The sequence below is a fragment of the Reyranella sp. genome (assembly GCF_004296935.1).
GTDB lineage: Bacteria > Pseudomonadota > Alphaproteobacteria > Reyranellales > Reyranellaceae > Reyranella.
Map to the genome: position 1 here is coordinate 20961 of NZ_SCVH01000025.1, position 18926 is coordinate 39886.

Here is an 18926-nt window from a genome sequence, read left to right on the forward strand (position 1 = left end):
ACCCTTGATCCGACATCGGACGAATGATCAGCCCTTTACCCTAGACTGCCGCAGGCGCCGACGTCCGACAAGAGCGGGTCGGTTCCCTGTCGCGGCCACGGCATCTGTCGGTACCGTCTAGCCCGTCGCGGCGAGCGGCACCGTTCACCGCGGCAGTTCGAACCTCACGCCTGCGCGCGCGAGGCCACCGCCCAGTGCCGCCGCCGAGCCGTCGGCCCGCCAGCAGGCCGCACCCGTCATGCTGCCATCGTCGTGGAATTCTATGGCGTTCATGCCGCCGGCCACCGTCGGCATGATCTTGAGCGTGTGGCCGCGCGCTTCCAGTCCCTGACGCACCTCGGCAGGAATGCCGTGCTCGACCTCCAGCACCGGGCCCTCGGTCCACACGCGCGGCGCCTCGACCGCCTCCTGCAGTTCCATGCCGTGGTCGATCAGGTTGACCAGCGCCTGCAGCGCCGCGGGGAAGATCTTGCGGCCGCCGGGCAGGCCCAGCGCATAGCGGACCTTGCCGTCGCGTGCCGCCATCATCGGCGACATCGAGGTGGTGACCCGCTTGCCGGGCTCGATCGAGAGCGCGTTGCCGCGCCTTGGGTCGAAGTTGTTCATGTAGTTGTTGGGGATCATGCCGGTGCCCGGCACGATGAAGCGCGCGCCGAACAGGCTGTTGATGGTCTGCGTCGTGCTGACCACGTTGCCCTTGCCGTCGGCCACGGTGAGATGCGTCGTGTCGGCGCCTTCCGCCGCCTGGAGTCCGCCGCTCCAGCGTGTGGCGCGTGCGATGTCCAAAAGCTTGCGGCGCTGGTCTGCATAGTCGCGGCTGACGATGCGCTCGACCGGCACTTTCACGAAATCCGGATCGCCGCTTGCCTCGGCGCGGTCGGCGAAGGCGATCTTCAGCACCTCGGCCAGCAGATGCAGCGTGTCGACCGTGCCGAAGCCCAGCCTGGCGATGTCGTAGCCTTCGAGGATGTTCAGCATCTGCGCGATGTGCACGCCCGAGGCGGCAGGCGGCGGCGGGCCCAAAATCTCCCAGCCGCGATAGCGGCCGCGGATCGGCGCGCGCTCCGCCACCTTGTATTGGGTGAGGTCGGCGCGGCTCACGAACCCGCCGGTCTTCTCCATGCACTCGACCAGGAGGTCGCCCAGCGGCCCGCCATGCAGCGCCTGCTCACCCTGCCGCGAGACCAGGGTCAGTGCCTCGGCATAGTCGCCCTGGACGAGCTTCGCGCCCGCCTTCAGCGGCATGCCGGCCGGCAGCAGCCGCGCCGATGCCAGCCTGTCCTTCGCGAGATCGGGGCCGGCATCCTTGATGCAGTCCGCCAGATAGGGCGTGACGGCAAAGCCCCGCGCCGCGTGGCGGATCGCGGGCTGCATCACGTCGCCAAGCGGCATCGTGCCGAAGCGCTCCAGCGCCAGGCACCAGGCGCGGAGCGAGCCGGGTGCTGCCACCGACTTGGGCCCGACCAGGTTCTCCTGGCCCTCGACGTCGTAGATTTCCGGCGCGGCGCCGGGCACCGGGCGGTACATGTCGGGATGGCCCGATTTCGGCACCGCGCTCATGCCGTCCAGGATGCGATGGCTGCCGTCGGCGAGACGAATGTGGCAGGTCGTGCCGCCGACCAGCCCCACCATCATCGGCTCGACCACGGTCAGCGCGAACTGCATGGCGACGGCGGCATCGATCGCATTACCGCCCGCCGCCAGCATCTCCAGGCCGGCGGCCGAGGCCAGCGGATGGTTGGAGACGGCCATGCCGCTCTTGCCGTGCGCCGGCTGCTTCTCGCAGGTGAACTTGGTGCCCGCGCGCTCGCGCCAGGTCGACTTGGTCATGCTGTGGTCCCTCTCACCGAGGAGAGGAGCACGAATGAACCGACCTTCTCAAGTTCCTCTCCCCCTGAAGGGCGTATGGCCCGGGGAGACGCGGCTCAACGCTTCAGGCTGATCTGGCCGCCCTGGCCGAAGGAGAAGGAGAGCGCATTGCCCTGGATGGTGCCGTTGCGGTTGACCGTCGAGGGCTGGCAGCCCTGGCCGTAGCCCTGGAGCACCGCCGAGTAGGCGCCGGTCGGCTGGATGGAGATGGTGAAGGTCACCTCGCCGCAGCGTGGATTGCGCCAGCTGCCGGCGGCCTGGCCGTCGCGCACCATGATCGACACGGGTTGGAAGGTGCCATTGGGAAAGGAGGCGCCACCCGACCAGCGGCCGTCGAAGGCGGTAGGGGCTGTGGACGCGGAGGGCGACGCCGGCGCGGGCGTCGGCGTTGCGGTTGGCGCCGGGGGCGGGGGCGGCACGGGAACGGCTGGTGCGGGCACGCCGAGCGCCAGGGCGGCGGAGATGTTGACGCCGCCCGGCGTGGTGAGCGCGAGCTGCAGGCGGCCGTCGCCCACCTTGCCGTGCAGGTCGAATCGCTGCGGGCCGCAATCGGCGTCGAAGCCGGTCCCGCCGCCGCTGACGTCGCCGGCCGGCGTGACCTGGATCGCGAAGGGGGCGGTGCCGCAGCGGGGATTGACCAGGGTGCCGCTGCCGCTTGCGCCGGCGATGCGCACGGTCGCGGGCCGCGGTCCGCTGCGCGTCGCGAAGGCGCCGCCATAAGTGCCGTCGAAGGCGGTCGCCGCTGCCTTGGCCTTTGCCTCTTCTTCCTTCTTCTTCTGCTCCTCGTCGTACTTCTGCAGCGCTGGCACCGCCTCGCGCAGCAGCGCCTGGTGCTGCGCGCCGTCGAGGAAGCCGGTGACCGGCTGGTTGCGCGCCCTCTGCCAGGCCGAGATCATCTCGCGGCTGCGCGGCCCCAGCGCGCCATCGCTGCCGCGCGTGTCGAAGCCCAGCGAGGTGAGCGCCACCTGCACCCTCTGGCGGTCGGCCGGCGCGAGGCGTAGCGCGGTCTCGGCAGCTTCGGCGGCCTTCTTGTCCGCAGCGGCGGCGGCCTCGGCATCGGCCTTCGACTTGGCCTCGGCGTCCGCCTTGGCCTTGGCGTCGGCCTCTGCCTTCGCCTTGGCTTCTGCCTCCGCGATCTGCTTGGTCGAGGCCTCGGCCTTTTCCTTGGTCTCGGCGGCGGCCTTGCGTTTGGCCTCCTCGTCGGCCTTCTGGCGCTCGGCCTGCGCCTTGGCGAGTGCCTCGTCGGCCTCGTGCTTGGCCTTGGCTTCCGCCGCCGCCTTCTTGCGCGCGTCGTCCTCGGCCTGGCGCAGCGCCGCCATCTCGGCCTCGGCCTTGCGCTGCGCGGCCTCCGCTTCGGCGCGGCGGGCCAGCGCCTGGGCCTGGGTGTCGTCCTGGCGGCGCGCCTCGATCTCGGCCTTGAGCTTGGCCAGTTCCTCCTCGGCCTGCTTGCGCGCAGCCTCGGCCTTCGCGAGCTCTGCGTCGGCGGCCAGCTTCGATGCGGCATCGGCCTCGGCCTTGCGTCGCGCCTCCTCCTCCAGTCGCTTCTTCTCGGCGGCGGCGGCATCGGCAGCGCGTCGCTCCGCCAGCACGCGCTCGAGATCCTCGACCTTCATGTCCTGCAGCGCGGTCGCCTGGCCCGGCGCGGCCGGCGGTGCTGGCCTGGAGGGCGACAAGGCGAACCAGCCGCCACCCCCCGCCAGCAGCAGAAGGGCGGCGGCGATGCCGGCATAGAGCAGCATGCGGCTCCTGGCGGGCGGCGTCGGAGGCGTCGCGACATCGGCCACGGGCGGCGGTGTTGCAGGGGCCGGCGGCGGCGACACCGTCGGCCGCGCTGGCGCCGGCTGGATGGTCGGTGTGCGCGAGACGATCGTGGCCGCCGGATCGATCGTGCGGGACGCGAGCTGCGTGGCCGCGCCGTCGGCGGGCGAGGCCATCGACAGGACCGTGCGCCAACCGGCAATGGACTGCGGCCGGTCGGACGCGCGCACGGCCAGGCCGGTATCGACGCCGGCGATCAGCCCCGGCGTAAATCCCGGCGGCGCGATCTTCGCCAGCGGCTCGTACTCGTCGTCGAGCATGCGGTCGAAGGCATTGGGCGGCGTCCTGCCGGTGATGGCGTGATAGAGCGTCGCCGAGAGGCTGTAGATGTCGGTCCACGGCCCCTGCCTGGCCGACGTCATCTGCTCGGCCGCGGCATAGCCCGGCGTGAAGATCGCCGTCAGCGCCGTCGTGCGGCCGGCCATCGCCGCGCGCGAGGCTCCGAAGTCGATCAGGGTCGGGTTGCCCTTGCTATCGAGCAGGATATTGGCGGGCTTGATGTCGCGATGCAGAAAGCCCGCGGCATGCACCTGCTCCAGGCCGTCGAGCAGGGTCGAGAGGATACGGTCGACGCTGGTCGGGTCGAGCGGCCCCTCCCGTTTGATGCGGGCCTCGAGCGTGTCGCCGCGCAGCATCTCCATGACGATGTAGGCGGTGCCGTTGATCTCGAGGAAGTCGAAGACGCGCACGATGCCCGGCGCGTGATGCAGATTCGCCAGTGTCTGGCCTTCGGCGACGAAGCGGTCGCGGCCCCAGGTGAAATCCTCGGCGACCTTGGTCGAGCGCGGCAACACGGTCATACCGTCGGCGCGGTAGGCGAGCGAGGTCGGGAGATATTCCTTGATCGCGACTTCGCGGTTGAGCTGGCTGTCGCGCGCGCGATAGGTGATGCCGAAGCCGCCCTGGCCGAGCACAGCCAGCACTTCGTGCCGCCCGATCAGGGCGCCCGGCTTCAACGCAACGATGTCGACGTCCGATGTGGCCGTGGCCGCGTCGGACTTCATCTCGGTCATGACCGGCCCACTTCCCTCAAGGCCAACCTAGCGCCCGCCGATCGGAAAGTTAAGGCGGTTCGGGAGGGATCACGCTGCAGGCGGCTTCTTGTCGCGATCCATCGCCGAGGCGCGCCTACTTCTTCCTGGTGAAATCGGCGTAGCGCGCCTTGGCCTCGTCGTTCGGCGGATAGAGGCCGGGCAGCGGCACGCCGCGTTCGACCTCCGACATGATCCAGCCTTCGAGCCGCTCCTGTTCCTGGCCTTCCTTGGCGACCGCCTCGACCAGGTCCTTGGGGATCAGCACCGCGCCGTCGTCGTCGACCACGATCACGTCGTCGGGGAACACCGCCACGCCGCCGCAGCCGATAGGCTCCTGCCAGCTCACGAAGGTGAGGCCGGCAACCGAGGGCGGCGCCGCGGCGCCCTGGCACCAGACCGGCAGCCCGGTGGCGAGCACTCCCGACATGTCGCGCATCACGCCGTCGGTGACCAGGCCCGCCACCTTCTTCTTGGCCATGCGCGCACACAGGATGTCGCCGAAGATGCCGGCGTCGGTGACGCCCATGGAATCGGCCACCACGATCGCACCCTCGGGCATTGCCTCGATGGCGGCGCGGGTCGAGATCGGCGAGCCCCAGCTGGCCGGCGTCGCCAGATCCTCGCGCGCCGGCACGAAGCGGAGCGTGAAGGCACGGCCTACCAGCCGGCCCTGGCCGGGCTTGATCGGTCGCGTGCCGCGCAGCCAGACGTTGCGCAGCCCCTTCTTCAGCAGGATCGTGGTGATGCTGGCCGTCGTCACCTTGGCCAGCACGTCCTTGATGTCTTTCGCAAGCGGGGTCGTCGGTATGGTCTGCACGGTGTCTCCGGTTCCAGGAAGGGGGTGGTCGATCAGATGAACTACGGTTTGGCCTGCGTCGCAAGCCGGGCGTGTGCCTCGGTCGCGGTCTTGAACAGCCTGGCCGGCTGCTTCGACGGCGAGACGTTGACGAATCTCTTGCAGGCCACCTGCACCTTGCCCGTCAGCCCCACGACGGCGAGCGGCCCGCTCGGCATGGTGGCGGTATAGGTGCTGAGCCGCGCCCCATCGTCATCACGTCGTCGTCGCTGTAGACCGGCTCGGCCAGCGTTGCATCGTACAGCTTGGCGGAGGCCAGCACGTCGGCCACGACCAAAGCGTCGAAATATTCCTCCTCTATCTCCTTCAGCGTGACCTTCCCCTCGGCCACGATGTGGATGAGCCTCTCGGCTTGAAGGGTTTTCCAGCGCAGCGGCATGTGAGCCTCCCGAAGCCCTATTGGCCGCGAGAGCCCATCCCCTCAGCAGCTGTCGGTCTTTTTCTCCCATCCCGCTTGGCATCCCGTCGGTCGTCGGTGCGCTTCGGGCATCCTCGCTACTGACCCGGGGTGGGCGACCTGCTGCCCTGAGTTCGCTCTCGAATGAAGTTATTCAACGCAGGACATGACGAAATTCGGACCGCTGACCGTCTCTGGAAGCGAAGGATGTCGTCCCGTGGAGATAGGCAATGCATCGGTTGATCGTACGGCTCTCCCTGTTTATGGCTTTCGCTTGGACATCGGCGCTGGCCCAGGCCGACGCAACGATGTGGAACGGCGCCTACGCACAGGTGCGGGCCAACTACGTCGACGTCGCCCGCGACCAGGCCGCTTGGGAAACGTTGTGGCGCACTTGGGTGGGCGCAGACCCACCGCGCAGTCTGCCCGTTGGCAGCATGGGTGTCGCGGTGTTCATCGGACCCCGGCGTACTGGCGGCTATGACGTCGAGGTGTTGGGTATCGAGCAGCGCGACTGTCTCGACGTGGTGAAGTTCGTCGAGCACGTGCCGTCGCAGGGAGCGTTCATCACTCAGGCCTTCACGATGCCCTGGACGATCGCGCTACTTCCGGTAAGCGGCCGTCCGATCGTCTTCGAACGGCAAGGCGCGATGGCCGACACGCGCCTGCTGCTGCCGGCGTCGGACGGCGGACGCCTGATGCAGATGAGCGAAATTTGCAGCAGGGACCGCCGCCCGTGAACGCTGGTGTGCTGCTTGGCCTGGCGTGGATCGCGGCGGGTGCCATTGGGGCCGCGCTGTTCTTTGCCCGGCATGCCTGGCCGGCAGTCGGAATTTCCCTCCTGCAAATCGTTATCAGCTTGTGACCCATGGGATTTCGATAGGATGATGCTCGGGCGTTGGGGCCGTTGGGGCAGGGGACCTTACGCGATTGAAGTCGAAGGGAAGCGACGGGGCGGCGCGATGTCCCCGTACGCAGACAGGTGTGGTGTCGAGCGGCGTACAGGTCTTTCTGCCCGGTGGCGAATCTCGCTGCCGGCAAAGAGGAGGCTGGCATGAAACCGCGCTCTTCGATGATCGTATTGGCGATCGCCCTGACGATCGGCGCCGCTCCATCCCTTGCCCAACAGGGAGTCCGCGTCGGCAACTGCTGGACGGATTATTCCGGGCGTAATCATTGCGGCCCGGATACGACGCCGCCAAGGGTTCGCGGCGGCTCGGGCGGAACAACATATGTCCCGCCTCCCCCCGCTCCTGGCATGGTCGAATTCAAACGAGGAAAAGACCTGTTCAATGCCGGGCGATACGTCGACGCCATTGCCGCCTTCCAACAGGCCGACCGCCTGCGCCCCAACGATGCCAACATTCTCGATTGGCTGGCGGAAAGCAGCCGTCGCGCCGAGCGCCACCGGGAAGCCATCGAATATGGCCGGCGGGTTCTCCAGATAAACCCCAGAGACGGCAGGGCAGCCGGCGGCATCGGGTACAGCCACTATCAGTTGGGCGATCTCAAGAGCGCATTGGCGTTCTACCAGCAGGCGCTCCAGCTCGATCTGACGTCGGCTGACCGTACGATCACCCAAAGTTCGATTGCCAACATCAAGCAGGAATTGCTGCGGGAGACAGTCAAGGTCCAGGAAAAGACGGCGCAGCAAGCGATTGCGGCACAGATAAGAAAACTCGAGGACGCTCAACAAAGCCTCGATCGATCGATGGCCGCGATGCACGCCGCACGCCAAGCCTTCGTCGACCAAGGCAGCCTCTTTCGCAGCATGAACGACCTGCCTGATTCCCGCGACGGCGAGCTCAAGCGCGCTACTCTCCTCCGAGCATATCTCAAGAAGTATCCAAACCAGCCGGGCAAGTGGGACCGGTTGGCAGAAGTCCTGCTGAAGGCGACAGTCGCCGACCGCCCGGCCGCGGCGGAAATCAACGAGGCTATTGCAGCCGCGCGCCGTGCGATCGCTTTGAAGCCAGACGAAGCCGCTTTCTACAGAACGCTGATCATCGGCCTCGCCGCCGCGAAACAAGGCGACGAGGCCATTGCCTATGCCAGGGTCGCGACCCAGAAATTCAAGGACAAGGACTTCGGCGGCGCCTTTCAAGCCAAGATCGCCGCATTCGAAGTTCGAAAATGGGGGCGGTTCGCAGAGGCGGAGCGATTGCTCGACCTCGTCGCAAGCACGGTTGGTCCCGAAAAAGTGCGCGACGACCGCGCTGGTTTGCGGCATGCCACATTCCTGGCTGCAATCACGAAGGGCGACGGCGTCACTGCCGGCAATGCTCTCGCTGCGCTCTGCAAGGTTCAGGCGACTTGCCTGGATCAGGGCCACTATGGCGAACTGGCTTTGCGTGATGGCCGTCCCGACGAGGGAAAGGCGGCGTACCTGGCGGTTGTCGTGGCGACACCACCGGAGAAGCGGCTGGCTGCAGTGGCGCAGTTCCGCGATGCCATTCTCAAATACTCGAACAATCCGGCCGACTATGCCGAAGTGCAATCGGCCTATATCGGGTTGATGCCGCCGGGCCCGAGCGATGCAAAGGCCATCGAGCAGGCCAAGCTCGGCTACGTGCTGCTGCGGGCCGGACAGCAGCAACAGGCGGCGGCAGAGTTCAAGAAGGCGTTGACCCACGACAGCACCGATCCGGCCTTCTATGTCCGAACGGGCGATATCCTGCGACGCTCGCTGGCCGAGCCTGCGGAAGCGATCCGGTTTTATGAACGGGCGCTGCAGCTCGATCCGAACGACGTTGCCGCGGCGGCGCGCCTGGCGGCGGCGCGGCAGACACTGGCACCCGGCAATCCTGGCCGGACACCCGACGCGGCCCAGAAGAGGCCGCCGCCGGTGGCGACGCAGCCCGGCGCCCTGGGAGAGGCAGGCGCGCTGAGCCGGGCATCGCGCGGGGCCGACGGGAAGATCGATCCGAGGATGGCAGCACAGGCGGCGCGGGATGCCTTCGACGGTGGCATGGTCAAGGTCGGCAGCGCGACGCCGGTCGTGCTGGGTGGCATGCCGCCGGCGGCGTCACCGTCGGCCGCACCATCGGAGCACCTGCAGAAGGATCCGAAATGGCAGGTGCTGAAGGCCGTCGAAGAGAAGCTGGAGAGCCGTGCGGCCGAGGTGGAGCAAGGTCTTGCCGAAGCTGAGCGCAAGCTGGAGACGGCGCCGCCGGCGGAGAAGCCCAAGGTTCAGGTCGAGGTGGTTAAGCAGCGCGACCAGGTGACCAAGGTCCGCGCCGAGTTGCAGATGGCCAAGGTGCAGACGGAGAGCTATCGGCTGAGTGTCGAGGAACAACCGGTCCCGGCTGTCGAAGCGTCGGCAGGAAATCCCGAAGCGCCCCCTGCCTCCGGTTCGCCACCTCCCAGGATGGAGTGATCTCATGGGCTGGAACGAATTCCAGTGGCGTTCGCCGCTGGCGATGAGGCGAAGAGTGAGAGCAGGTGTTTCGATCGTCGTTCTGGCGATCACAGCCGGCCTGACCGGCGCGATTGCGTCCTTCGCCTGCGCTCAAACGGGAGTTCGCGTTGGCAACTGCTGGACGGACTACGCCGGGCGCAACCATTGCGGCCCGGATCCGACGCCCCCAAGGGGGCGCGGCGGCTCGGGCGGAACGGCTTATTTTCCTCCCCCTCCTGTCCTCAGCCCGGCAGAAAGCGCCTATGCATCCGGAAGCGATTTCTTCAATGCGGGCCGTTACGCCGAGGCTTTGCCGTACGCACAGCAGGCAGTGGCGCTCGCTCCAAATGTGCCGGGATATCTTCGAGCCCTCGGCCAATGCTATGCGGCCCTCGGCCGCTACGCCGAGGCTCTGACTTACTTGAACCAGGCGCTCGCGCACAACCCCGGCGACGCAAAGGCGCTGAACGAAAAAGGATTTGCGCAGTTCAAGCTGGGTGACAAGGCGGGGGCCGTGGCGACATGGAAGCAGTCGATGGCCCTTGGCGCCAACGGTCAGCCGCAGATCATTGCAGACAACATCCGCAACGCAGAATCGTGGATAGCCAAGGAGAGGACCGACAAGGACCGCCAACAGGCGGCGGCACATGAGAAGGCCGCCAAGGATATCGTCACCAGTCTGCGAGAAACGCTCCAGCAACAGGCGACCCGGCTGACGCTCAGCAGCAAAGCGCGGGAAATGTCCGGGACGCCCGAAGGGATGCTGGCCGGTATCGAATTGCTGCGTGGCTACACGAGACAGAATCCGAACGACGGCTACGGCCACTACTACCTCGCCGACGCGTATCTTCGGTACTTCAAATTCGGCATTCCGGGGCAGCCCATCCCGCCGGCGATGGCCGGTGCCGCGCTGGACGCGGCGCGGCGGGGCTACGCATTGGAGCGAAACGACAGTAGCGCTCACAACCTTATTGGCATTCTTGTTCGTATAGGGCGGGCCGATGAAGCCGTGGCAACAGCAAGAAAGGAGACCGCCAGCAAGCTCGTTCAGGGTGGTCTGACCATTTGGGCATCAGACGCCATCAAGGACGGCAAGCTGGACGCGGCGGAGCGACTCCTCGATCTCGCCTCGAAAGACTCGCCGCCGGCCACACTGTCGATGACCTATCGGGATCTTCGCGAGGCGCAGTTCGAGGCGGCGATTCGTTCGACGAATACGACCAAGGCATTGGCGGCACTGGAAGCCCTGGATCGCCTGAAAATGTACCCGCCGGGTCACCATGCCCAAATGATTGCCGAGAAGCGCTTCGTTGAAGGCCGGCTGGACGAGGGGAAGGCGGCATATCTGGCGATCGTCATGGCGACGCCACCGGACAAGCGGCTGGCCGCGGTGGTGCAGTTCCGCAACGCCGTCCTCAAGTATACGAACAGCCCGGCCGACTATGCCGAGGTGCAGCGCGCCTACATCAGCCTGATGCCGCCGGGGCCAAGTGATGCGAAGGCCATCGAGCAGGCCAAGCTCGGCTACGTGTTGCTGCGGGCGGGGCAGCAGCAGCTGGCGGCGGCCGAGTTCAAGAAGGCTCTGGCGCACGACAGCAGCGATCCGGCTTTCTATGTCCGCATGGGCGACATCCTGCGTCGCGGGCTGGGCGAGCCTTCGACGGCGATCCGCTTCTACGAGCGGGCATTGCAGCTCGATCCCAGCAACGTTGCGGCGGGCGCGCGCCTGGCGGTTGCACGGCAGGCGCTGGCGCCAGGCAATACCGGACGTGTCCCTGAAGTGGTCCTGACGGGGCCGCCGCCGGTGGCGACGCAGCCCGGCGCCCTGGGAGAGGCAGGCGCGTTGAGCCGGGCGTCGGTCGGGGCCGACGGGAAGATCGATCCGAAGATGGCAGCACAGGCGGCGCGGGATGCGTTCGACGCCGGCATGGCGAAGGCCGGCGGGATCGCCACGCCGGTGGTGCTGGGCGGCCTGCCGCCGGCCCCGGCAGCACCGGCCGCGCCGTCGGAGCGGGTGCAGAAGGATCCCAAGTGGCAGGCGCTCAAGGCGATCGAGGAGAAGCTGGAGAGCCGCGTGGCCGAGGTCGACCAGGCTCTGGCGGACGGCGAGCGCAAGCTCGACGCTGCACCGCCGGCGGAGAAGCCCAAGGTGCAGGTCGAAGTGGTGAAGCAGCGCGACCAGGCGACCAAGGTCCGCTCGGAGCTGCAGGTCGCGAAAGTGCAGACCGAGAGCTATCGGCTGAGCGTCGACGAGGAACCGATATCGCCCGCACCTGCGGAGACGCATGCCGCACCGACCAGCATTCCCACCCCTGCCGCGACCAAGTGATCCATGGTGCCAATGCTCTTTCGCCTCGTTCTGATCGGCCTCGCGGTCGTGGTGTTCGCCCGGCTTGCCATCGCCCAAGTCCCGGCGCTCCGCGACATACCCGCCGATGCCGTCGAACCGGACCGCAGCGAGCTTGCCGGCGCACGGCGCGATCTTCTGGTCCGGCTCTCCAATCTTCGTCAGCAGGTGCAGGCTTTCAATGCGCGATGCGCCAACGTGGTCAAGGGATCGGCCGATGCCGTGCAATGTCAGCAACGGCAGAGCCAGCTCGATGGCGTGCGAGCGGTGTACATAGTTGATGCCGACGCGTTCAATGCCAGGACCGGTAGCGTTCCGCGCCTTGCGGCGGACGGGCAGTGCCCCCCGGGCAGAGTGACCCTGCGCTACGATTCCGGCGGGGTTCAATGCCGCTGCGACTCCGGACAGTTCCTGCAGCGAGGTCAGTGTGTTTCCAAGTCACTGGCCGATGTCCAGAAGGACCTGCCCCCGATCGTGGTCGAAGAAGTGAGCGGTGATGTCCGCTTCTCGGTGCGCGGTGCCGGTGACCTGCCGGTGACCGTCGCCGGAGTCGGCAGGCCCATGCTGGCGAATCGCGTCGTCACCGGACCCAAGTCGAGTGCCCGCATCCGGTTCGCGGATGGCAGCGTCTGGATTGTCGGGCCTGGCTCGGAAGTGACGTTCTCGGACTTCCCCGAGGCGTTCAACTCCAGGATGCGCCTGATCGATCTGGGTAAGGGGATGATCCGTTGGGCGAGCGCCGTGGGAACCGGCAAGGCGACCGTCACGGAAGCGACCGGAGCGCTCAACAGACAGCTTGTCGCCATGCGATACAGCAACCTGAGAACGCCGACGGCGGTGGCTGCGGTTCGCGGCACCCAAGTCATGCTTGCCCTCGAGGATGCTGAGCGGCTCTCGATTGCCGTTGTCGAAGGCGGCATCGATTTGCGTGTCGGAGGAGCCACCTCGCCCGTTGCCATGGAAGCCGGCAGCCGCATCGTGCTGGGCGTCAATGGTGACATTATCAGCATCACCAAAGATCAGCCGTCCGTACTTGAAAATCAGTGGCGGGCGCGTTTGCAATGAGCAGTGCTGATATGACTAAGGCCTGTACCGCCTGAAGTGCAAATGAAGCAGCTTCGAGATCGTACGTTTCTCATCGAGGCCAACGTTTAGCGCCTCAGATCCTGTGGCACAGGCGTTCGCAGACAATCAGCAGGCCGAACAAGACGAGTCCGCCGCCGAAAGCAGCACATCGAGCAGGGAGGCTTTGCTTCGTCGGCATTGAAGGCCGTCAACGCGTAGGAATGCGAGCCGGCCGGCGACCCGGCAGGATATGGACGGTATAGCAATTTGGGATTGGTGAGCCCTTTCTGTCCCTCGACGAGCAGGAAGGCCCACAGCCATTCGACCTCGTCACTCATATTGCACCGCCCATGCGCACCTACCGGGGTGAAGGGACGGACAAGGACCTGAAATTCGCGCTGTGCGAACAGTTCTCACATTGCAACGGGTGGGCCTTCGATACGATGATGTCGTCGCGTCCGGGCTTGGGGGTGATGGGCCTTACGCGATTGGAGCCGGTCGGGAACGACGCAGCGCTGCTTGCCGCAGCGCGACGGGGAGACGCTGCGGCCTGGGAAGAATTTCTGCGTCGGTGGTCGCCCTTGCTGTTCGCCATCGTCGGCCGCGTATTTCCCGGCGAGATCGCCCGGGCGGCGTTCATCGACGTGGTTCGGCGCCTCCACGCCGACGGCTGCGCGGCATTGGGCGACTGGAAAGCCGGCGGTTCCTTCGAGATCTTTCTGTCGTTCAAGACAGCCGACCTGTTGGCCGATCGCCTCGTCCTTCTGCTGCAATCGGACGGGGCTGCCGGATGGATCGCCTTCGAGAGCCTGTATGGCGCCGAGATCGGACGCATCGCGCGCGGACGCGGGCGCAGTGCAGGCCTCGCGGCCGACGACGTGCTCGATCTCGAGCAGGACATGAAGCTCGCTCTCATGGACGACTCGGCCGCGACGCTGCGGCGCTTCGCGGGACGCGGCAGCTTCACCGGCTTCGTGCGCATCGTCGCGCAGCACCTGGCCGAAGACCTCGTTCGCGCCCGTCTCGGACGGCAGCGCGATCCCGAGGCCGTGCAGCGCCTCGATCCCCTGGCCCGGTGCATCTACCGCCTTCTCCATGTCGAGGGCCATCGCGCCGATCAGCTGGAGCATCTCGTTCGCGACGCGTCGGGCCAGCCATTGCCGAAAGCGGAGATCGTCGCGGCCGTCTCGCGCCTCGATTCGGTGCTGGGGGCACATGCCCCGCTGGGCCGTCCGCGCGCCGTCTCACTCACCGTCGTGTCCGCCGACGGCGAGCAGCGGGACCGCCCGCTGCCGAACGACGCCCCCAGTCCGGAGGCGCTCCTGATCGCCTCCGAGGAACGCACCCGGCAGGAGGTGGCCCTCGATGCCGTCGTGGCAGCCATGGCCTCCCTGCCGCAAGATGCGCGAGCGTACCTGCACCATCGTTTCATGCAGGACCCGCCCCTGCCGCCGCGCCGTATCGCAGACCTCATGGGCCTGCCGGTCGAGGAGCTTTATCGCCGGCGGCGGCGCTGGGAAGACCTGCTGCGCGCCGAATTGGGCCGCCTGGGGATCGATGAATTCCCGAGCCTGTCCGTCTGAGCGGGCATGGACGAGAGCAGCCTTCCCCATGTGGACGGGGACTTGGCGGTGGCCTGCTTTGGCGACGGCCAGGTATCGGCCGCGCAGTCGCGGCTGATCCGGTCGGCGCTCGACCGGCTCGGCGCTGCCGCGAGCGACGCCGCCAACATGCCACCGGGCCTGATCGAGCAGGCCCTTGCCGCAACCGTCGGCTGCCGTCCGCGGCCAGTCGTGCGTCCGTGGATGCGCCTGGCGGCGGGCGTCGTGGTGCTCAGTGCGACCGGGCTGCTGGCCTTGCACGTGCTCCGGGACAGCGCGGAATCCGAGTTTGCCGCGCCGCCGTTCGTCGAGACACCGGCCGGACGCCCTCCGAATGTATCGCTTGCCAGCCGCGAGGCCCAAGCGGAGTCCCACGTCCGTGCGGCGAGCGAACCCGTGACTTACGTCAGGCTGTCGCCGGAGCTGAAACGCGCCTTGCGCGCCTACCTCACGGACCCGTCGACCGCTCCGGCCGTGCTGAACGCCCTCGGGCCTCTTGCAGGTCGAGTGCATCACGTCCGGCTCGATGACCGGCTCGCCGTGCTGCTGCGCGAGAACCGCCCACTCGCAGGAATCCGCGTCGAAGCCGAGGAGGGTGGGGGACTCCTGTTGCTGCCGCCGGGGAGAGCACCATGATCCTGAACCCGGCGACCCTGTTGATTCTCATGGGCCTGCTGATCGCCGCCGCAATTTTTCATTCGGCGTGGTGGCTGCTCGGCCTTGCAGCCCTTGCAGCCTGGGCGGGTTTCGACCGCTGGGCGCGCGGCGCACCGCCCGGCCGCTACCTCAATCCGGCGACGGGCCGGGAGCTGGCCGAGATCGACCTCGGTCGCGCCCGCGCCAAAGGCTACGCCATCTCGGACTTCCTCGCCGCTGCCGTCCAGGGCGAGCGGGGCGCGCTGCTCGGCAGCTACGCCGATCTCGGCGCTCTGGTCGCGGGCTGCGCCGACACGGCGAAGGGCCTGCCGTTGCTGGAGCCGCGCAAGGCCTCCGTGGTCGGCGCCCTCGTGTGCAGTTGCGCGACCTGCGGTCAGCCCTTCGACCGCTTCTTGAGCCGGCGCGCCCTGGCAGACGCCATCGGGGCGACGCCACCGCCTATGGCAGATGATGCGCTGCCGCTGATCGACGATGACGGCCGCTGCCCTACTTGCCGCGGCAACCGGTTGCGCTATGTCTACGATCCCTGAGCCGGATATGCTCGCGGAGAACCGGACAAAACCCACAGCCCGGCCGTCTAAGGAGGCAGGCAATGTGCTGGAGGTCACCCGTGAGCTCCCTAAGGCTCCTGCAGTCCGTACGCCGCAGTGGCGCCGCCATCGTGATGTCGTCTTTCGTGGCGGCTTGCGGGTTCGACGACGGCATCGCGACGCCCTCCGCCGGCACCGGCGGATGGACGGCGCCGGCACCGTCCTACGGCGACAGAAGCGTGTCGGGCAATCGCCCGCCGGTAGAACGATCCTATGTCACGCCGCGCGGCGACATGGTCTTCACCAAGCCGCGCGAAACCACGATCGTCGGACGCGACGGCGGCGTCACGGTCATCCAGCGCGATCGCGACGGCACACGTACGATCGTCGGTTCGAACGGTGTCAAGGTCGTTCCGCCGGGCAGCGGCTATCGCCGCCGGTGACGGGGAGGCGCGCATGAAGCCGGGCTTCACGAAGATGACGCCGGCTCTGACATTGGTGATCGGCGCGATTCCGTCCCGCCTTCATGCTCGGCAGGTGGCGCCTCCGGCTCTCAATGTGGGTGGATGTCTTCGCGCGCTCGGCTGTCGCGGCGAACGCTGAGATATCGCATGCGCATTCGCACGCTTCTCTTGCCTCTCACGATCGGCCTGATCGCATCGGTTGCCGGGGAACTCGGCAGCCAGACTCACCCGGTCGAGAAGACGGCACCGACCTCGACGCCGGTCGAGTCCGGCATCATCGTCGTCGAGTTCGAGATCAAGGAGGAGAAGAAGCAACGCGACGACCTCGCCAAGAAAGTCGAGAAACTGCCGCCGGCACAACGCACGCAGGCGAGCGACGAGCTCAAATGGGCCAACCAGCAGATGGAGTTCGCCGCCAAGGAACTCGTCCGAGCCCGCGCCGAAAAGAACGAGGCCGTGCGCCAAGTTTATCTCAAGGAAGCGATGGACAAGGTCGAGCTTGCCCGCACCTACGCCCGCCGCGTCGAGACCGCGGTCGGCGTGCCGACGACGGTCGACCCGCGCTATGTCGGCACTGCCGGCCCGACCTCGGGCGGCATACAGCCCGGCGATTCGCCGGCGTTGCGCCAGCTGCGCCGGTCGGCGGGACTCTCCAAGGACGAGAAAATCGGCGCGGCGTTCGGCGAACGCGACACGGGGCGGCTGTCCGAGGTTACAGATTATGATGCCAAGACGCACACGGCGACGCTGCCCAACGGCCAGAAGATCAATGTGGCACCGATCCAGCGCGCGGTGAACGCCGCCAGCGGTGCGGCGCAGCCGCGGCCCCTGTTCGAGCGCACCGAGGTCCCGGGCAAGGCGCCGGTCTGGCGGCTGACGCCGGCCGCCCGCGCGACGCTGCACGACCCGGCGAAGCGGCCGACGCTCGACAAGGTGGGCGGTGTCGACCTCAAGGTCACCTACGACATCCTCTCCTTTGCCGGCGTCTCGGATTTCCGGCCCAGGGGCCCGGCCGCGGTGGTGAAGCGGCCGGTGCTGATCTCGTTGCGTCGCCTTCTCGACAAGGCCGAGCCGTTGCTGCGCGCACCGGACGATTGGCAGCGACTGCCCGACGATATCCGCTTTCCCGGCGGCATCGATCGCCTGCATGGCTTCATCCTGGTGCCCGGCGGCAACGACCTCATCCTGGTCGGCGACCGTTCGGACAAACCGGAAAACCGCATCTCGCTCGACCTGCTGATCGTCGGTTTCCGGGCCGTTTGGAAGAACGACAGCGACCCGGCGGTGTCCCTCGACGAGCCGCCCGGCGGCGGTGCCACTTTCACGCGGTACGCTCGGGTCGAGAAGATCCCGTTCCAGTCGCGTTTCGCCCGCATCATGCTCGATGCCGACTATGCCATGAAGCACATCGGCCGCCTTGTCTGGGAACGCCAGCTCGGGGAGTACGGCCGCAAGAGCCTGGCGATCGAGCGCGAAGCAGGGACGCAGCAACTCTTGGCGGCACCCGGGCGGCGGCTGTGGCTGGCGCCGGCGCCGCTCAGGCCCAACGACATTCGCGTTTCCGCCAGCGGCCGGACGCTGCTCTTCGCCGCCAATGTCCAGCGGCAGTCGGAAAGCGGGCGTCGCGACGGGACCTACACTGGCGGAACGACGCCCTTCTCACAGCGCCAGGATGAACTCTTCAACCAGTACTATCCGGCCTTCGAGACGGCGCCTGAAGTCGCGCCGCGCGGAATCTTCCGGCGCATGCGCGGGTTGGTCGACATAGCGACTCTCGGCCGGTTGCTGCGCGAGGCGGAGGTCGCCGCATCGGCCCTCCAGCGCTTGGTCGACCTGCCGTTGCCGGAGCTGAAGGGTGGGGACGTCGTGCCCAGGACGTACACCAGCTTCTATATTGACCATCCAGAATTGCCCATCACCCGCAACACTGGCGGCGCGGAACTCAAGGTCCGGCCCCGCGCGCGAGATTTCGATTTGATCCATGACGCCTCTACCCTGATGCTCGAGCAGGCGGCGGATCGCCTCGTCAAAGGCTCGGCGTTCTCGGCGACGCTCGAGATGTCCCTGTCGGTTCCGCAGTCGACCGCCTTCCCGGAATTCCTCGTCGACCGCCGTCTGCAGGCGGCAACCGACGACGCCAACGCAGGCCGTCTCGCGGAGGCTGCGGACAAGTTCCGCGAGATCACTCGTCTGGCGCCGTTCGATGAGCGTGGCTGGGCCCGTCTCGGATGGGTCGAAGCGAAGCGCAATCGTGTCGCCGAATCGAATGCGGCACTCGCCAAGGCAATCGCGCTCGCACCGAGCGATCCTGACGTTCGCCGCTTCGCCCTCCATGCGACGCTCGAGCGAGGAGCGGCCAGCATTGTTGACTGGCCCGAGATCGTGCGCGTCGAAGTGGCCTACGACTTCACCATGATGGCACGCGACCGTCTGGCGCGTGGTGACAGGAAGGGAGCACAGGACGCCGCCGTGATGGCCATGGTGTTGTCCGACGTCCCCGAAGCCGCCCTGCTGCGCGCCATGACGTTTGACGACCCCCTGTCGGATGCCGCGAACGGCGCCCGCCGCGATGCCATCACGCTCTATCGCAAGGCGGCCAAGACCGATCCGAACGACGAGAACCGCCGCGCGCTGGCCTTCGCCCTCGCGATCAGCGTCGGCTGGCAAATGGAAGCCATGGTGAAGGCGCTGCCGCGCTACGCCCAGGTGCGGGAGAGCAGCGCCGCACGCCTGAAGCTGTTTCAGGAGACCTATGGGCTCCTGAAAGAGGTGGCCGAAGCCGAGGAGAACGACCCCGAGCATCCGCTGGCGCCGGCGCTTCGGCCCCGCCTGCTGATGCTGCAGCAGATGCTGGCCCAGATGGCGGGCTTCAGCGGCAATTTCACCGAATC

The 18926-nt window shown here is 67.3% G+C and carries 13 protein-coding genes; 9 read left to right on the forward strand and 4 right to left on the reverse strand.

What is annotated here, in order from left to right; translation table 11 throughout:
- Window positions 1-144: 144 nt before the first annotated feature.
- The 4 genes from ggt to EPO55_RS03300 form a co-directional block, all read right to left on the reverse strand.
- Window positions 145-1830 (reverse strand): gamma-glutamyltransferase, encoded by a 1686-nt coding sequence (ggt, locus tag EPO55_RS03285; protein ID WP_296334988.1) that lies wholly within the window; start codon window positions 1828-1830, stop codon window positions 145-147.
- A 95-nt stretch (window positions 1831-1925) separates the two neighbouring features.
- The gene (locus EPO55_RS03290; protein WP_296334989.1) at window positions 1926-4700 is read right to left on the reverse strand and encodes a protein kinase; all 2775 of its coding nucleotides are present in this window, start codon (window positions 4698-4700) and stop codon (window positions 1926-1928) included.
- A gap of 115 nt (window positions 4701-4815) precedes the next feature.
- Entirely contained in the window at window positions 4816-5538 is a 723-nt protein-coding gene (locus tag EPO55_RS03295) for a ribonuclease activity regulator RraA (RefSeq protein WP_296334990.1), read from the reverse strand.
- A gap of 163 nt (window positions 5539-5701) precedes the next feature.
- The gene (locus EPO55_RS03300; protein WP_296334991.1) at window positions 5702-5956 is read right to left on the reverse strand and encodes a hypothetical protein; all 255 of its coding nucleotides are present in this window, start codon (window positions 5954-5956) and stop codon (window positions 5702-5704) included.
- A gap of 248 nt (window positions 5957-6204) precedes the next feature.
- Here EPO55_RS03300 and EPO55_RS03305 point away from each other — a divergent pair, with 248 nt between their 5' ends.
- From EPO55_RS03305 to EPO55_RS03345, 9 genes are all read left to right on the forward strand, one after another.
- A complete protein-coding gene (locus EPO55_RS03305; protein WP_296334992.1) occupies window positions 6205-6714 on the forward strand; it encodes a protease complex subunit PrcB family protein in 510 nt (169 codons plus the stop codon).
- Window positions 6715-7028: 314 nt separating this feature from the next.
- The gene (locus tag EPO55_RS03310; RefSeq protein ID WP_296334993.1) at window positions 7029-9350 is read left to right on the forward strand and encodes a tetratricopeptide repeat protein; all 2322 of its coding nucleotides are present in this window, start codon (window positions 7029-7031) and stop codon (window positions 9348-9350) included.
- A gap of 4 nt (window positions 9351-9354) precedes the next feature.
- Window positions 9355-11700, forward strand: coding sequence for a tetratricopeptide repeat protein (locus EPO55_RS03315; protein ID WP_296334994.1), 2346 nt, complete (start codon window positions 9355-9357; stop codon window positions 11698-11700).
- Window positions 11701-11712: 12 nt separating this feature from the next.
- Window positions 11713-12783 (forward strand): FecR family protein, encoded by a 1071-nt coding sequence (locus tag EPO55_RS03320; RefSeq protein WP_296334996.1) that lies wholly within the window; start codon window positions 11713-11715, stop codon window positions 12781-12783.
- Between the two features lie 350 nt (window positions 12784-13133).
- Complete coding sequence (locus EPO55_RS03325) at window positions 13134-14366, forward strand: hypothetical protein (RefSeq protein WP_296334998.1); 1233 nt, start codon at window positions 13134-13136, stop codon at window positions 14364-14366.
- 6 nt (window positions 14367-14372) lie between these two features.
- Window positions 14373-15020, forward strand: a complete 648-nt coding sequence (locus tag EPO55_RS03330; RefSeq protein WP_296335000.1) for a hypothetical protein — start codon at window positions 14373-14375, stop codon at window positions 15018-15020.
- Window positions 15017-15571, forward strand: a complete 555-nt coding sequence (locus tag EPO55_RS03335) for a hypothetical protein (RefSeq protein WP_296335001.1) — start codon at window positions 15017-15019, stop codon at window positions 15569-15571. Before EPO55_RS03330 ends, EPO55_RS03335 begins: the two co-directional genes overlap by 4 nt.
- An 80-nt stretch (window positions 15572-15651) precedes the next feature.
- Window positions 15652-16014, forward strand: coding sequence for a hypothetical protein (locus tag EPO55_RS03340; RefSeq protein ID WP_296335002.1), 363 nt, complete (start codon window positions 15652-15654; stop codon window positions 16012-16014).
- 168 nt (window positions 16015-16182) lie between these two features.
- Window positions 16183-18926 (forward strand): hypothetical protein (locus EPO55_RS03345; protein WP_296335003.1); only part of this gene is annotated, 2744 nt, incomplete at its 3' end.

Coding starts and splice junctions, on each gene's coding strand:
- EPO55_RS03300 (WP_296334991.1), bottom strand. CDS start 5,956: ATGCCGCTGCGCTGGAAAACCCTTCAAGCCGAGAGGCTCATCCACATC.
- EPO55_RS03290 (WP_296334989.1), bottom strand. CDS start 4,700: ATGACCGAGATGAAGTCCGACGCGGCCACGGCCACATCGGACGTCGAC.
- EPO55_RS03310 (WP_296334993.1), top strand. CDS start 7,029: ATGAAACCGCGCTCTTCGATGATCGTATTGGCGATCGCCCTGACGATC.
- EPO55_RS03330 (WP_296335000.1), top strand. CDS start 14,373: ATGGACGAGAGCAGCCTTCCCCATGTGGACGGGGACTTGGCGGTGGCC.
- EPO55_RS03305 (WP_296334992.1), top strand. CDS start 6,205: ATGCATCGGTTGATCGTACGGCTCTCCCTGTTTATGGCTTTCGCTTGG.
- EPO55_RS03320 (WP_296334996.1), top strand. CDS start 11,713: ATGCTCTTTCGCCTCGTTCTGATCGGCCTCGCGGTCGTGGTGTTCGCC.
- EPO55_RS03315 (WP_296334994.1), top strand. CDS start 9,355: ATGGGCTGGAACGAATTCCAGTGGCGTTCGCCGCTGGCGATGAGGCGA.
- ggt (WP_296334988.1), bottom strand. CDS start 1,830: ATGACCAAGTCGACCTGGCGCGAGCGCGCGGGCACCAAGTTCACCTGC.
- EPO55_RS03325 (WP_296334998.1), top strand. CDS start 13,134: ATGCGCACCTACCGGGGTGAAGGGACGGACAAGGACCTGAAATTCGCG.
- EPO55_RS03335 (WP_296335001.1), top strand. CDS start 15,017: ATGATCCTGAACCCGGCGACCCTGTTGATTCTCATGGGCCTGCTGATC.